This window comes from Gilliamella sp. wkB7 (assembly GCF_001693435.1).
Taxonomy (GTDB): Bacteria; Pseudomonadota; Gammaproteobacteria; order Enterobacterales; family Orbaceae; genus Gilliamella; species Gilliamella apicola_N.
The window spans coordinates 1,481,490-1,497,505 of sequence record NZ_CM004509.1; the positions used below are offsets into that span (position 1 = coordinate 1,481,490).

Below are 16,016 nucleotides of genomic sequence, written 5' to 3' on the forward strand. Positions count from 1 at the left end.
ATTAGCGGCGAATAAATGTACCTCTCGGTGTTAAATCAATACCAGAATCAATCTGATAAATGGTCTTTCCACGTAACAATGTTTGAATGACTTGTGCACCAATTTTCCTACCCACATAAGGACTAAATTTATTCCGATATTCAAGATCTTGTTCTTTTAATACATAGTGTGAATGAGGTTTTATAAAGATGAGATCGGCATCTTTACCAATTTGAATTGATCCCTTAGTGGGTAAATTGTATCGTTCGGCTGGATTTTTGGCGATGATATCAGCAAATTGCTTTAATGACATCCCACGTTTTTGTACCGCTTCATCAAAAAAGATATCCACATTATTTTGAACACCAGAAATTCCGCCCCAAGCATCAAACGCATTGGTTTTATTTTTTAAGTCATAAGTACAAGGTGAATGATCGGATACGGCGGTAATAATGTGTCCAGCAAAAAGGTATTTCCATAATCCGTCTTGAGCTTGCTGATCGCGGATTGGCGGTGAACATTTCGCAATGGGCCCAATCGCGTCTAACTGATCGGTAGTAAAATAGAGATAATGGATACACGTTTCACACGTCACATTCACACCTTCTTGACGAGCTTTGATCACTTCCTCAACCCCTTCGGGGCAAGCCACATGGCAAATGTGAATCGGGCAGCCCGTTTGCTTAGCAAAAAAGATGGCTCGGCGAATGGCTTCGACTTCAGTAAATACCGGACGAGTTGCTACATATTGTGATAATTTGCTTTCCCCTCGTGCTTTGGCTTGTTGCCCTAATATATCTGTAATAGCTGCATTTTCTGCATGGATGGCTAACACTTTACCTGTCTTAGCAATTTGACGCATCCCTTCCCACAATGCATAATCATTTACATTAGCAAAATCGCCGTCAAGATTTGGATCGCCACAGGTCGCCATAAAGCATTTAAAGGCAGCGACGCCTTCTTCAACTTGTTCTGCAATACCATTATTGGTTAAGTTGTAAGGAACTAGGCCACCATAAGAAGCAACATCGACATAAAGTTTTCCGTTCCCTGCAGCATATTTTTGACGAAGTGTTTCACCGCTCGTCGTAGCAGGAAGTTGATTAAGTGGCATTTCAACAAAGGTAGTAACACCTCCTTTTGCACATGCTTTAGTCCCTGTGACATAGCCTTCCCATTCATGACGAACACCACCAGGTTCACTAATATGCACATGAACATCAACCATGCCAGGACTAACAATTAAACCTTGAGCATCAATAGTTTGATCGGCTTGCCCCAAATCAGGGCCAATAGCAGCAATTTTGCCATTTTTTATGGCAATGTCGGTATGTGTTTCACCAGATTCGAGAATGACAATTCCATTTTTTATGATTACATCGTATTGCATAACAGTTTTCCCAAATTAAATAACAACAAATCAGAAACAGTACAATTAATACAATTTTGAAAAATTAATAAGAATCTAAATGCAATTAGCATGCCAATGAATCAAGTATTAAGCATCACGATGATGGTTTGATAATTTCGATTAGTGATGCACTAAAATGATCCAACGACAAGTATCTACAATTCTTTTTGCTACATTTTTGGTTATTAGAATTAGATTTGATATTAGATTCAGAATGGATAAAAGTCATCAAAAATTTTTGATATTTGCGGATTAAATTAATCGCCTTACATATAACATAGCGATTTGACTATAGACTATCTTAATGTAAGGCTTAATAAATAAATTATTCAGCAACAACCGTAAAACGTTGTTTAACATGTTTAGCATTTTCAGCTTCATCAACCATAGCGATGGCATAATCAGCATAGCTAATTTGGCTCTTACCTTGACTGTTAACCATAAACTGCTCACCACCAGCGGTATAATGACCCGTTCTTGAACCATCAGCAACAAATTCAATCGCTGGGCTTAAGTATGTCCAGTTAACATTGTCACATTTTTTAAGTTCATCTAACGCTTTCGCCATATTAGTTGCTAACGGTTTAAACTCTTCAGGGAATTCTGGAGTATCAACTAAACGAACAGAAAGTTCTGGATTAACATATAAACTACCTGCACCACCGACAACTAATAAACGGTTAGGTTTACCACTTAAAATATCAGTAAGATGTTTTAAGCTCGTTTGATGTAAAGGTAGTGATTCAGGTGTCCAAGCGGCAAAAGCATCAACAATAACATCAAAAGGTTTTAAATCATCATAGGTTAAATCAAACAGATCTTTAACCAACACATCAGCTTTAGGATCGACTTTAGCATCGGCTTTACGAACAATTGCAGTGACTGCATGACCACGGCTAAGCGCTTCTTTAACGATCAATGAACCTGATTTACCATTTGCACCAATTACAGCTATTTTCATTATTTACTCCTGTCATATTGTTTAAGCTAAAATTCAATTTGATTCTAATATTGTCTTATAAACAAAAAAGTCTTTTGCTTAGTGAATGTTTTTAGATTAATATTCAAAGTATCTATTGTAAAGTAGGTACCACTGTGTAACATAGTATCCATTAAGATACTATTATTGAATTTAAAGGAATTATTAGTAATGTCATTAAATGAAAAATTACCACCTTGCCCAGTTGAAACGACATTAATGTTAATGGGTGACAAATGGAAAGTCCTAATTGTTCGAGATTTACTGACTGGCACAAAACGCTTTGGTGAATTAAAAAAATCACTAAATGGTATATCACAAAAAGTCCTCACTTCACATTTACGCATTATGGAAAAAAATGGCTTAATCACCCGCAAAGTGTATCCCCAAGTGCCACCTAAAGTGGAATATACCTTAACGGAGGTTGGAGAGAGCCTTAAGCAAGTACATGATGCGATGTTAGATTGGGGAAGTTTCTATAAATTAAAATATAGTGCTAGAACTAGCATAGCTTAATCTAAATCAGAAAAGGGTATATTTACCCTTTTCAAATAAATATACTTAGCCATCAAATAGTTGATGGCCAAAATAAAACTCATCTGGGTTTAACTCTGGCATTTGATTTTTATCATGACCAAAAATTATTGTATTTGGAAAAGGGTCTTCTATCGTTGGCAATGTGGCATCTTTATAATACTCACCAATTAGGGTGTCTTTTAAATTATTTGGAATAATTTTGGTATCGATAGATTTGGTAAATTCATCCATATTACCTTTAACTATAGCTAAAAAGAGTGAGCCACCATTTCCCCAATATTTAATTCATGATTTTGACTGGTTGTGTAAAGTAATTATCTAAATAAATAAGCCCATCTTCATCTAAATTTTTGACAGTAATATCATGCAGTTTAAGCTTTTGTACTATCTCTATCTCTGGCTATGGCTCTCTACCCTTAATAGCATCGGCTAAAGATAATCAAGTATTTTCAAATTGAGATTCTATGGTGTGATCTTTTTCCATAGCTAACACTGATGTCGATAAATTCAAGGTAAACAGCATGCTAGCTAGAAATAAAAATGGCCTTTGCTTTTTTTTACTTTTAATAACGTAAATAACGTTGATCAATAATGATTCATTGAGCAAATCTAATTTTTTAAATGATAGCTATCAAGAGAATAATTAATTTTAGTATGAAAAATTCTAATGTAATAATTAAATATATTGTTAAAAACCACATTGAGTGCTTTAATTAAAAATGATATAAAACAATATATTATTCTTGTTTTCTGTATGAGGGATGAAGTCGTTTTTGCAAACACTTAATAGACGTCAATATCGCTATTTTCTTCAATCTATATTACTATGATTTAATTGATTTTCGTATAATGATGTGATTATGAATGAGTTTTCTAACCATTTAACCATTAAAGATATTGCCAAATTGAGTGGCGTGAGCAAGTCAACTGTTTCACGGGTTATTAATCATGATCCTATGGTTAAAGAGACCACCCGAAATAAAGTAATGGCCATCGTTGAGCAGTATCAATTTACGCCATCTAAGTCGGCAAGAGCAATGCGAGGTTATGGAAACAAAGTGATAGGCATTGTTGTTACTCGCCTTGATTCGATGTCAGAAAATCAAGCTGTCCGCACAATGTTACCTATCTTATACCAGTCTGGCTACGATCCTATTATCATTGAAAGTCAATTCAGCGTTGATAAAGTTGAAGAACATTTAATCATGTTAAAAGAGAAGCAAGCAGATGGCGTAATTATTTTTGCTTTTACCGGGCTTGAGCCTTCATTATTATCATTTTGGAAAAGTAAAAGTGTCATAATGGCAAGATCGTATCCTGATTTTACCTGTGTTTGCTATGATGATATTGGAGCAGTCACAACGTTACTTGAATATTTACACCAATCAAAGCACCATCAAAAAATCGGTTTTATTGGTATTGAGCAACATGACCAAACAACCGGTGCACTACGTTATCAAGCTTATATGGATTATTGCCAGCAAAATCAAATCAGCCCAAATGCCTATTTAGGCAATTTAAGTTATCGTTCTGGTTATGAACTCGCACAATCAATTTTATCACACGCACCTACAGCCATAATTTGTGCCACTGATGCCATTGCATTGGGCTTGAACAAATATTTACACCAGAATCGATTAGAACATATTACTGTGGCAAGCATTGGCAATAGTGAGCTTCTTGATTTTCTTTTTCCTAATACGCTGACGGTTGAGCTTGGTTTTGATAAAGCTGGAACCTATGCAGCTAAAGAATTACTCTGTATGTTACAAAATAGTGCATTAGCTAAAACCATAACCGTGCCATCCAGATTAATTTTTCAAGAATAAAATAATTCATTAAAAGTCTTTAGTTTAAATAAAAATTTGTGAGTTCAATCACAAATAGGGAACGTTCCCATTTATTATTCATTAAATTCAATTTATGCTTAATAGATATTAAAAAATAGCCAAACTATTGATAGAGCAAAAGCTAATGTTCTAATAACAAGGAGACTTTTATGGCTAAAGATTCAAAAAACCTAACCGAAGCGATAACCAGACTGATCGATTTAGTGGGTGGAAAAGAAAATGTTGCCAGTGTTACCCACTGTTTAACACGATTACGGTTTGCTTTGGTCGATCCCAAAGCAGCGAATGTGGATGCCATTGAAGAACTCCCGTTTGTGAAAGGTTGTTTTAACAATGCTGGGCAATTTCAAGTCATTATTGGTACCAATGTTGATAGTTATTATAAATCGTTAATTCAACAATTAAATTTAGATGAAGCAAGCAAAGAACAAACAAAAGCGGCAGCTAAAAAGAATATGTCTCTCTTTGAAAGATTTATTTCTAATCTTGCTGAAATATTTGTGCCACTTTTACCCGCTTTAATTGCGGGTGGTTTATTGCTTGGATTGCGTAACATTATTGGTGAAATGCCAACCATTGATGATAAACCCCTAATTCAAACTTATGCTTGGTTGGTGCCTATCTATAATATTCTTTGGCTACCTTGTGAAGCTATTTTCCACTTCTTACCGGTAGCAATTTGCTGGTCTACGGTGAAAAAGATGGGCGGCTCACCAATTTTAGGAATTGTATTAGGCATCACATTAGTTTCACCACAACTGATGAATGCTTATGATCTTGGTAGCAAAATACCTGAAGTCTGGGATTTTGGTTGGTTTAGCATCGAAAAGGTTGGTTATCAAGCGCAAGTGATCCCATCTATTTTTGCTGGTTTAGCATTAGGCTGGATTGAAACCCGTTTACGCAAAATTGTGCCTGATTATTTAACGTTAGTGATTGTACCAATTGTTGCATTACTGCTTTCTGTCTTTTTAGCTCATTTCTTGTTAGGTCCTTTCGGTCGCATGTTAGGTAATGGTATTGCCTACATCGTTAAATATTTAATGACGGGTGATTATGCTTTCATTGGCTCAGCTATTTTTGGATTCTTCTATTCGCCTCTCGTAATCACAGGCATTCACCATACCACGTTAGCTATTGATATGCAGATGACTGAAAGTATTGGCGGAACTCCGATTTGGCCAATTATCGCCTTATCCAATATTGCTCAAGCATCGGCCGTAGTAGGTATTATTTTAGTGAGTAAAAAACATAACGAACGTGAAGTTTCGGTTCCAGCGGCGATTTCCGCTTATTTAGGGGTAACTGAACCTGCAATGTATGGTATTAACTTACGCTATAAATTCCCGATGCTATGTGCCATGATTGGCGCGGCTTTATCCGGATTGATTTGTGGTTTATTCGGGGTGTTATCTAATGGTATCGGTGTCGGTGGCTTACCGGGTATTTTATCAATAAAACCGATATATTGGTCAATTTATGCCTTAGCAATGCTTGTAGCGATTGTCGTTCCAATCTTGTTAACGGCAACTGTTTATAAAATAAAACTCAAAAAAGGCACGTTAGATATTCGGTAATTACACATTAAATATTAACCGTTTTTACAACAGAACGGTTAAATAAAATCTTAAATTAACCATGAAGAGCAGACAATGAATAAAATTGATATCCCTTGGTGGCAAAACGGCACCATTTACCAAATCTACCCAAAAAGTTTTCAAGCCAGCCAGGACAGTGCCACAGGCGATCTACTAGGCATAATTAGCCGATTAGATTATCTAAAAAAACTCGGCATTAGCGCAATTTGGTTAACGCCAATTTATCCATCACCACAAATTGATAATGGCTATGATGTTGCCGATTATTACGATATTGATCCAGCTTATGGCTCAATGGCGGATTTTGAGTTATTAGTCAAACAGGCGCATGAACGTGGGATCCGCATTATGATGGATATGGTGTTTAACCATACCTCGACCGAGCATCCATGGTTTAAATCAGCCTTAGATAAATCCAGCCCTTATCGCTCATTTTATATCTGGAAAGATGCTAAAGCCGACGGCAGTGAACCCAATAACTGGCGCTCCAAATTTGGCGGTAAAGCGTGGCAATGGCATGAACAATCAGGGCAATATTACTTACACTTATTTGCCAAAGAGCAGGCTGACCTTAATTGGGAAAATCCTCAAGTTCGCTTTGAAATTAAAAAAGTGTGTCAGTTTTGGTCAGATAAAGGCGTGGATGCCTTAAGGCTAGATGTGATTAATTTAGTCTCCAAACAGCAAGATTTTGCCGATGATAAAAACGGAGATGGTCGCTGTTTCTACACTGATGGGCCTAAAATTCACGAATTCTTACAAGAAATGAGCCGTGATGCCTTTCAACCTAATGACCTTAAAACCGTGGGTGAAATGTCTTCGACTACATTAGAAAACTGCTTAAAATATGCCTCTTTAGACGGAAAAGAGCTAACCATGACATTTAATTTTCACCATTTAAAAGTCGATTATCCAAATGGTTATAAATGGGGATTAGCCAAACCTGATCTGCTCGAGTTAAAAAATATTATGGGCGAGTGGCAAAAAGGGATGCATGATAAAGCTTGGAATGCCATTTTCTGGTGTAATCACGACCAACCGCGAATTGTGTCGCGTTTAGGCAATGAAAGCCAATATCACAGAGAATCTGCCAAAATGCTTGCCATGTTACTATACGGATTACAAGGTACGCCGTATCTTTATCAAGGTGAAGAGATCGGCATGACCAATCCGCATTTTAATAATATTGATCAATATCGTGATGTTGAAAGTCTAAATATCTACCACGAAAAAATAGCCGAAGGTATGGATGAAGCAGAAATTTTAGCAATATTAGCGAGCAAATCACGCGACAACAGCCGAACGCCAATGCAGTGGGATAATAGCTTAAATGCCGGTTTCACTAAGGGTCAACCATGGATCGAAGTGGCAAGTAATTATCAACAAATCAATGTCAAAGCCGCACTTGAAGATCCCGATTCTATCTTTTATTGCTACCAAGCATTAATTAAATTGCGCCAAGAACACCCTATATTTATTTTTGGTGATTACCAAAATTTGACCGCAAATATTACCGATTATTGGTGCTATGTGCGTAGCTGGAATAATCAGAAATTATTGGTAATAGTGAATTTGACGGATAAACAGGTTAAATGGCCATTGCCAAAAGAGTTACTGGCACTTAAATGGCAACCACTGTTAAGTAATTATGCAAATAAAACCACACTTGCATCTGAAATAACATTAAGGCCTTATGAAGCGATGTATCTATTAATAAGGAATGATTAACCAATCATCTAATTTTTAACAATAGATATTTATAAAAGCGTGATCGACAAAAGATCACGCTTTTTAATATCATTATTTTGCCAACATCCAACTGATAAAAATCAGTTCACATCTTTACCCACACTGTAAACACTCTAAAAAGTAAAATTTAGAATAGAATTCACAATGAAACGGTATAGACTCCTGAATATTTTTTACAAGCAGTATGAATCATTAATCCTATGTAGGCTAAAATACTATCCGCCGGTTTTTACTTCTAACCATGTTTGACGGTAACGTTGGCGACGTTTGGCTTGGCAGTAGTTTGCCAATGCTGCAAACCCTTGATGTGCCATTAACCAAATAAAATAGAGTTGCCACTTAGCTGCGGTATCAACACTAATACCCAACTTCTGATGAATCGTTTTGCAAGATTCACCTTCCAGCAATAGATCAATGCAAGGTAACCATAAATGACAATGTGATAACTTATTAAGATGATGTGCTTTTAATGGATTAAACGTACGTCGACATGATCGACAACGAAAATTAAGGCGATGACCAATACGAACCGTGCTCATCGATGTACAATGGGCGCAAGGCATAACAGAGGTATTAAGTAGATCCGAGAGCCATGACTTAAAGGCCTCAGCTTGTCGGCTCACTTCTTTAGGTACCGTATTTTCAAGATTAAGTATTGTTTGATAAAGGGATGGTTCATGTAATGCGAGCAATTGTCTAATCACATTATCTCGCCTAAGTACGGCTCGGGGCGAAAGACCGAGCTCATTAGCAATCAAACTATGGGGTTGAGCAATTAACGACCATGGTGCAATGTCAATAAACAACGAAAAAGGCTTAAGACGTTGGCATAACGGACTACTTGCAACTAATTCTGGTAACTGTCTCAAGAATCGATTAGCAGCAGAATGCTGCTTAACAGGTAAAATTTCTCGATACATCGTTACTCTCCTTATAACCGTACAAAGTCCTGTATAGTTTTAATAAATAATATAATCTAAAAAATTAATAGTTAAAATTTTTAATACTAAAATTTATGAGTTAATTTACCATCCTTAAAGTAATAGAATTAAATTATAACCATTTAACCATTTCTCTCAAGTAACAATTATTATGAAAAAAGCCTAGCTATATGAAATAAATATCAAATCACTATCAAATATAACTTTCTTATTTTATTAATAAATTTTCACAAATTTAAGTTTGTTTTTCTATATCTGTTTCATATAATTATAATAAAGTAGTTCAAAAAAGCAACAATGGCGTAGTGATGAGTAAGCAAATAGCGATTATTGGTGATATGACCACCACTGGAGGCAGAATTATTTCAGGCTCTGGGGACAGTTTTAATGCAAATCAAAGTATAGCTTGCATTGGCGATTATTCTTCATGTCCTAGATGCCAAAGTACAGGAAAAATTATAGAAGGGACTTACAATTTTATCGTTGCAGGAAAGCCAGCAGCTTATGACGGTTGTATCGTTGCATGCAAATGTTCCCCAATAGGCTGTAATAAAATTATCGCGTTGGAAAGTACCATTTTTGTAGGTGTGGAGAAAGAAAATAACAGTTTAACTTCTATCATCAATACCTCTATTATTCAAAAGAATATAAACGAAAATTTAAATAATGATGTAACAAAAGATGGACAACAAGAGATAGAAGCGTACTTATTTACTGTAAGGGATGCTAAATTTGGATTTGGTGACCATTCTGCCTTATATATTAATTTTAATGAGGAAGATAAATATCCATTAATCTTCGATCCTAATGGTGGTTATATGCGGCAATATCGAGGACAAGCTGAAGCTTTTTACGATGATGGTGACTTTCCTTTTTCCATAGAAGAATACAAAAAATTTCATGAAGTAGATGGTGATTATGTTAATCTGACAAAAATCACTTTAACACGTCAGCAAGCCATTAATATTGAACAACGAGTAATTAATGGAGATTATGCGACTGGAATTCTCCCATATTGTGCATCAGCTGTTTCATCGGTATTAGTTGAATATGGATTAGAAGAGCTTTATCTTTTTCCTGGCTCTTTAGAAGATGCGGTTAAAGAAATTGAAGATAAAAAAGGATTATCCAATGAAAACCATTAATCTATTTATTATAGTGTTGTTTAATCTTATCGGAGGTTTATTGAGTTACTCTTGGTGTTATCGATTATTTATCAGAAAATACAGCACGCCAGAATGGCTATATTTAATATTTTATGAAATGTGTTATTTCAGTTTTATACTAATTGCATTTTTTATATTAAATAAAGTTAATCGTCCTGTCATATTATTGATTTCAGGTGTTCTCATCGCTATCTTAATTAGTTTTATTTCATGGATTGTTAATCCGTTCATTTTATTTGTTAATGCGGATCAATATTTAGAATTCGATCTCTATGATTTATTTATGCCATCACTTATGACCCTCAATTTTATTATCTATCCAGTAATTTTATTATGTTGTCATTACTCGTTTTTATGGATTGAAAAAACAGTTAAAAAGACTTAAGGGAAAAATTAATCAATGAAAACCATTAATCTATTTATTATAGTTTTGTTTAATCTTATCGGAGGATTACTGAGTTACTCGTGGTGTTATCGATTATTTATCAGAAAATACAGCACGCCAGAATTATATTATTTAGTATTTTATGGTGTGTGTTATTTCTGCCTTATTCTTATTTCAATCTGGATATTAAATAAAATAAAAAAACCTTTTGGATTGATAAGTATCGGCGTAATTATTGGGATTGTAGTTACTTTTATCTCATGGATAGTTGCACATTTTATTTTAGGTATTTATCAAGGATTGGCTCTAAATATTAAGGTTTTTTTACCATATTTGTTTATAACTTCACTTATGACCCTCAATTTTATTATCTATCCAGTAACTTTATTATGTTGCCATTACTCGTTTCGGTGTATTGAAAAAATGGCTAAAAATAGAAACGTTTAGATTTGCTATAAATAACATTGAGCTAAATTTAAATGGAAACAAGGTAACTAATGATATGATCAATAATTACCCTATTATTTTTATCATGATTATCGAGGATAGACTCCTCGATATAATTTACCCTTTCACACACACCACTTGTCGTAGTTGATGCATAATTTCAACCAGTTCATTTTGAGCGGTCATCACCGCATCAATATCTTTATAGGCCATTGGGATTTCATCAATCACATCAGCATCTTTTCTACATTCAACGTGCGCAGTGGCTTTCATTTGATCTTCAATAGTGAACATTCTTTTGGCTGCAGATCGGCTCATCACTCGTCCTGCCCCATGAGAACAAGAACAAAAGCTCTCTTCATTCCCTAGTCCGCGAACAATGTAGCTTTTTGCTCCCATTGAACCAGGAATAATACCAAGTTCTCCTTTACGTGCCGAAACCGCCCCTTTACGCGTCACAAACACATTTTGTCCAAAATGATGCTCTTTTTGCACATAGTTATGATGACAATTTACCGCTTGTATATGACTGGTAAATTCAATATTTAATGTATTTCTAATAGCCATAACAGTGTTATGCATCATAATTTCACGATTTAAACGAGCAAACTCTTGCGCCCAATTTACCGCCATAAGGTAATCATCAAAATGTTCAGTCCCTTCAACAAAGTAAGCTAACTCATTATTTGGTAAATATTTATCGATAAAGTAAGTTTCCATATCCTTTTTTGCTAATTTAATAAAAAATTCACCAATAGCATTACCGACCCCACGCGAACCACTATGTAACATAATCCATACTTGTTGATTTTCATCTAAACACACTTCGATAAAGTGATTACCGGTTCCAAGTGTCCCTAAATGGTTGTAATTATTTGTTTTTAAAAAACATGGATATTTTTCGGTTAATTTCTCAAATCCCGGTAAAAGTTGTTGCCAATATTGATCAACAATTGCTGGCGCATGTTGCCAACTTCCCTGATCTTGACCTTCCTTTTTAGGCGTTAAACCATGTGGCACGTTTTTTTCAATCGCTAAACGTAAAGGAGCTAGATCATCAGGTAAATCAGACGCAGTTAGTGATGTTTGTACGGCCATCATTCCACAACCAATATCCACCCCAACGGCTGCTGGAATAATGGCACCCAGAGTAGGAATAACACTCCCGATTGTTGATCCTTTACCCACATGGACATCAGGCATTACGGCAATGTGTTTAAAAATAAATGGCAATTGTGCTGTTTTTAGTAATTGTTCTTTGGCTCCTTGCTCGACTGGCACACCTTTAGTCCACATTTTTACTGGTCTTGAATTTTCATTTTTTATTACTTCATATTGAATCATTTTTATCTTCCTTTTAAATCTGGGTAAAATGCACTCCGCCAGTGGTAATATCTTTATATTAGTTAGATCGCACTAAACCATGTAACCGTTTATCCGTTCGTTTATGACCAAAATTTCTATTGCTACATTGCGCTATGAGCGCTTTAGTGCTGCTATCTTTTATCACCACAAAGTGACTTAATTATTAAATTTAAACCATTTCAACATATCTGAATATGCTTGCTTAGGTATGATTAATATTGCGAAAAGTGTGCCAATAAATGAAAAAGCATAACAATTATTTTTTAATTATTTGTTTTTAAAACAAATAAATGATTTTTTTAAATAAAGATAAAAATTATCATAGTATTTTTAATACACATTTTTTATAATTTTATATATAAATTTATAAAAATATATAAAACCATGAAAAAGAATGTCGTATTTGGATTTTTAGGGAATGTATTAGATCAACGTGGTAAAGGAAAACGGCGTTGGAAGAATTGGCGACCGACTATTGATTTATGTCATCAATCCGATATGCCTGTTACTCGATTAGAACTGCTCTATTATCCGAACGATTATGATCTACTTTGTACAATCGTTAAAGATATTAAGATTTTATCGCCTCATACTGAAGTAAACCCCATTGAGGTAAACATTGATGATCCATGGGATTTTGAACAAGTTTATACCTTCCTTTTTGATATTTCGAAAAACTACACATTTAATTCAGAACAAGAAGAGTATTATTTACATATCACAACTGGTACCCATGTTGCGCAGATTTGTTGGTTTTTACTGGCAGAATCACGCTATTTTCCTGCTAAATTATTACAAATGTCTCCTCCGAAAAAAGAGCCACTGACCGAAAATAATGAAATTGAGGAAAACGATCCGATTGCGCTTACCCCTTGCGGGATAATGAGTATTATTGATTTAAATTTAAATCGTTACGATAAAATCCTAACCCGTTTTCAGCAATATGCTCAGCAAGCGACCGAGCTATTAAAATCTGGCATCGCAACTCGTAACCCACAATTTAATCAGCTTATTGCCGAAATCGAACAAGTGGCGAGTCGTTCCCATGCGCCTATTTTATTATGTGGACCAACGGGCGCGGGTAAATCATTTTTGGCAAAACAGATTTATTTGCTCAAACAAACCAACCATCAGGTCAAAGGACAATTTGTTGAAATCAATTGCGCTACTCTACGCGGTGATAGTGCAATGTCAACCTTGTTTGGTCATGTTAAAGGTGCCTTTACGGGAGCAAATTTTGCGCGCACTGGATTACTTAAAAATGCCGATGGTGGTCTACTGTTTTTAGATGAAATTGGCGAACTGGGACTTGATGAGCAAGCGATGTTATTAAAAGCCATTGAAGAAAAACAATTTTACCCGTTTGGTAGCGACAAACCGATACACAGTGATTTTCAATTAATCGCCGGTACCAATAAAGATCTTAAATCAGCCATTGCCAATGGTGAGTTTCGTGAAGATCTGTTTGCTCGAATCAATTTGTGGAGTTATCAACTACCGGGCTTAGTAGATAGAAAAGAGGATATTGAACCCAATATTGATTTTGAATTGGCGCGCTATGCCAAAGAATATGGCATTATGCCACGCTTTAATCAACAGTCACGCCAAGCTTATCTTAAATTCGCTACCTCACCACAAGCCTTATGGCAAGGTAACTTTCGTGAATTAAACAGCTCAATTATTCGCATGGCAACCTTAGCACCGCAAGCAAACATTACCATTGAACAGGTCGAACAAGAAATTAAACGCCTAAGTCAAAATTGGACTTCTACACAAAATAGTTATGATGACCTGATACCTAATGAAATTGATGAGTTTGACCGTTATCAACTGGAAAAAGTGATCGAAATCTGCCAAAAAAGTAGTAGTTTATCAGAAGCTGGCCGACAATTATTTGCCATATCCCGAACCAAAAAACAACGCAGGAACGATGCTGATCGCTTAAAAAAATATTTAGCTAAATTTGACCTGAGTTGGGAAAGAATACACAGTAAGAACGGATGATCTAATAAAAAATAATTTATCAGTTTACATTTTAATAAACTTTGGTCTAGAATACGCCCACTTTCCTGAATAGTGCTGCTGCAGGAAACAGTAATTATCCTCTCAAATTGAGAGGACAGTATTTTATTGTTTTCTAGGTGGCTATTATGTCTACATTTACCCGTTTACAAAAACGTTTATCCCGATGTGGGATTGAAACTCATTTTAATAATGATATCTATACATTTAATAAACAAGATATTACAGCACAAGCACTGTTACCCAATCCGTTACCTTTAGAAAAAAAAGCGGTTGAGCAGTTACTTGATTTTGCATCGGTAACAATGCCCAATAGTGACGGCAAAGTTTGCGCTGCAAGGGCTACACCGGACTTTCATCCCGGTGCGATTGCACCAGTTGGAAGTATTGTTGCCACTACCCCTAATTTAATTATTCCTGCGGCGATAGGCACGGATATTAATTGTGGTATGCGCCTGTTTACTACAGGTTTAAGCCTTAATGATGTGACTGAACAAAAATCAAAACTCATTGAGCAATTAAAACAGGTGTTATTGCATGATGAGCGCGATGTACCGGTTACACCCACATCTTTTCAAGCGCTCTTTGATGAAGGTCTTACCGCTTGGTTGGGAACTTTACCGCAACAAGGTTTATGGAATAGTGTCAATTTTGATCGGCTAACGCATGAGATTAGTAAAATTTCTGGCAATGATCTTCTTTCAGCCGATAGCCAGTATGCTCCCGAAGCCTTTTTTGAAAAACGAGCGATTATTCGTCCGTCAAGTTTAGGCACAGTAGGTTCAGGTAACCATTTTGTTGAATTACAAATTGTTGATGAAATTATTGATCGCCATGTCGCTTATCAATTAGGTTTAAAGAAAGATGCTATTGTGGTTATGATCCATACTGGATCACGTGATGTCGGTTTTTATATTGGCAAGCGTTGGCAAGATAAAGCCAAAGCATTATGGCCTGCTGATCAAAAATATCCTAAATCAGGTTTATTTGCTTTGACTGACAATCATGCTCAAGAGTATTTGCAAGCGATGGGGGTTGCTGCTCGTTATGCTTGGATAAATCGCATTGTGATCACAGAGCTGGTGCGTAAAACCTTTAACACACTCTTTAAGCAGGATGCGAGTCAATTATTGGTCGATATATCACACAATGTTATTTTTCCTGAAAATGGTATGAATATTCATCGTAAAGGCGCAACACCCGCACACTTAGGTGAAATCGCTTTAATACCCGGATCTATGGGGGATTATTCTTATGTTGTAATCGGAAAAGGTCATCCTGATTGGTTATGGTCTTGCTCGCATGGCGCAGGACGAGCAGAAAAAAGGCAAACGATGCGCAGTAAGAAATTGGCTTCAGATAACTCTTTATTGCCATGGCAATGCGTAACTTTGAAACAAGAACGACTATTTGAAGAAGCACCTGCTGCATATAAACCTATTACGCCCGTCATTCAAGCGCAAGAAAACGCTGGATTAATCCAAACCGCCGTTAAACTTAAACCTTGGATAACGTTTAAAGTATGATGTAAAAAAGATTTCAGTTTCTTTAAAAAATTGGGATCTCTATAAAGAGTAAATAAAGATA

13 protein-coding genes are annotated in these 16,016 nt (G+C 35.7%); 8 read left to right on the top strand and 5 right to left on the bottom strand.

Annotated elements, in window-relative coordinates:
• Window position 1: 1 nt before the first annotated feature.
• Both allB and A9G17_RS06460 read right to left on the bottom strand, forming a co-directional pair.
• Window positions 2-1,369, bottom strand: a complete 1,368-nt coding sequence (gene allB, locus A9G17_RS06455; protein WP_065738008.1) for an allantoinase AllB — start codon at window positions 1,367-1,369, stop codon at window positions 2-4.
• A gap of 346 nt (window positions 1,370-1,715) precedes the next feature.
• Window positions 1,716-2,351, bottom strand: a complete 636-nt coding sequence (locus A9G17_RS06460) for an NAD(P)-dependent oxidoreductase (RefSeq protein ID WP_065738009.1) — start codon at window positions 2,349-2,351, stop codon at window positions 1,716-1,718.
• A 189-nt stretch (window positions 2,352-2,540) separates the two neighbouring features.
• Between A9G17_RS06460 and A9G17_RS06465 the strand changes: the two genes are divergently transcribed.
• On the top strand, window positions 2,541-2,885 hold the full coding sequence (locus tag A9G17_RS06465) for a winged helix-turn-helix transcriptional regulator (protein ID WP_065738010.1): 345 nt from the start codon (window positions 2,541-2,543) through the stop codon (window positions 2,883-2,885).
• Window positions 2,886-2,930: 45 nt separating this feature from the next.
• On the opposite strand, the gene A9G17_RS06470 is transcribed toward A9G17_RS06465, so the two are convergent.
• The gene (locus A9G17_RS06470; protein WP_065738011.1) at window positions 2,931-3,137 is read right to left on the bottom strand and encodes a hypothetical protein; all 207 of its coding nucleotides are present in this window, start codon (window positions 3,135-3,137) and stop codon (window positions 2,931-2,933) included.
• A 629-nt stretch (window positions 3,138-3,766) separates the two neighbouring features.
• On the opposite strand from A9G17_RS06470, the gene treR reads away from it, so the two are divergent.
• The 3 genes from treR to treC all read left to right on the top strand — a co-directional run bounded on the left by treR (window position 3,767) and on the right by treC (window position 8,082).
• Window positions 3,767-4,735, top strand: a complete 969-nt coding sequence (gene treR / locus A9G17_RS06475; protein ID WP_065738012.1) for a trehalose operon repressor TreR — start codon at window positions 3,767-3,769, stop codon at window positions 4,733-4,735.
• A gap of 170 nt (window positions 4,736-4,905) precedes the next feature.
• Window positions 4,906-6,333 (top strand): PTS trehalose transporter subunit IIBC, encoded by a 1,428-nt coding sequence (gene treB, locus A9G17_RS06480; protein WP_065738013.1) that lies wholly within the window; start codon window positions 4,906-4,908, stop codon window positions 6,331-6,333.
• Between the two features lie 75 nt (window positions 6,334-6,408).
• Entirely contained in the window at window positions 6,409-8,082 is a 1,674-nt protein-coding gene (gene treC, locus A9G17_RS06485; RefSeq protein WP_065738014.1) for an alpha,alpha-phosphotrehalase, read from the top strand.
• A gap of 236 nt (window positions 8,083-8,318) precedes the next feature.
• Here the strand turns inward: treC and A9G17_RS06490 are convergent, their stop codons facing one another.
• Complete coding sequence (locus A9G17_RS06490) at window positions 8,319-9,023, bottom strand: hypothetical protein (RefSeq protein ID WP_065738015.1); 705 nt, start codon at window positions 9,021-9,023, stop codon at window positions 8,319-8,321.
• Between the two features lie 329 nt (window positions 9,024-9,352).
• Here A9G17_RS06490 and A9G17_RS06495 point away from each other — a divergent pair, with 329 nt between their 5' ends.
• Both A9G17_RS06495 and A9G17_RS06500 read left to right on the top strand, forming a co-directional pair.
• A complete protein-coding gene (locus tag A9G17_RS06495) occupies window positions 9,353-10,189 on the top strand; it encodes a PAAR domain-containing protein (protein ID WP_065738016.1) in 837 nt (278 codons plus the stop codon).
• Window positions 10,176-10,595 carry a hypothetical protein gene (locus A9G17_RS06500; RefSeq protein WP_065738017.1) on the top strand — a complete coding sequence of 140 codons (420 nt, stop codon included), beginning with the start codon at window positions 10,176-10,178 and terminating at the stop codon, window positions 10,593-10,595. Before A9G17_RS06495 ends, A9G17_RS06500 begins: the two co-directional genes overlap by 14 nt.
• A gap of 564 nt (window positions 10,596-11,159) precedes the next feature.
• Here A9G17_RS06500 and A9G17_RS06505 read toward each other — a convergent pair.
• Window positions 11,160-12,392, bottom strand: coding sequence for an RtcB family protein (locus A9G17_RS06505; protein ID WP_442903433.1), 1,233 nt, complete (start codon window positions 12,390-12,392; stop codon window positions 11,160-11,162).
• 399 nt (window positions 12,393-12,791) lie between these two features.
• Between A9G17_RS06505 and rtcR the strand changes: the two genes are divergently transcribed.
• A complete protein-coding gene (rtcR, locus tag A9G17_RS06510; protein ID WP_065738019.1) occupies window positions 12,792-14,411 on the top strand; it encodes an RNA repair transcriptional activator RtcR in 1,620 nt (539 codons plus the stop codon).
• A 146-nt stretch (window positions 14,412-14,557) separates the two neighbouring features.
• On the top strand, window positions 14,558-15,955 hold the full coding sequence (locus A9G17_RS06515; RefSeq protein ID WP_065738020.1) for an RtcB family protein: 1,398 nt from the start codon (window positions 14,558-14,560) through the stop codon (window positions 15,953-15,955).
• Window positions 15,956-16,016: the final 61 nt, after the last annotated feature.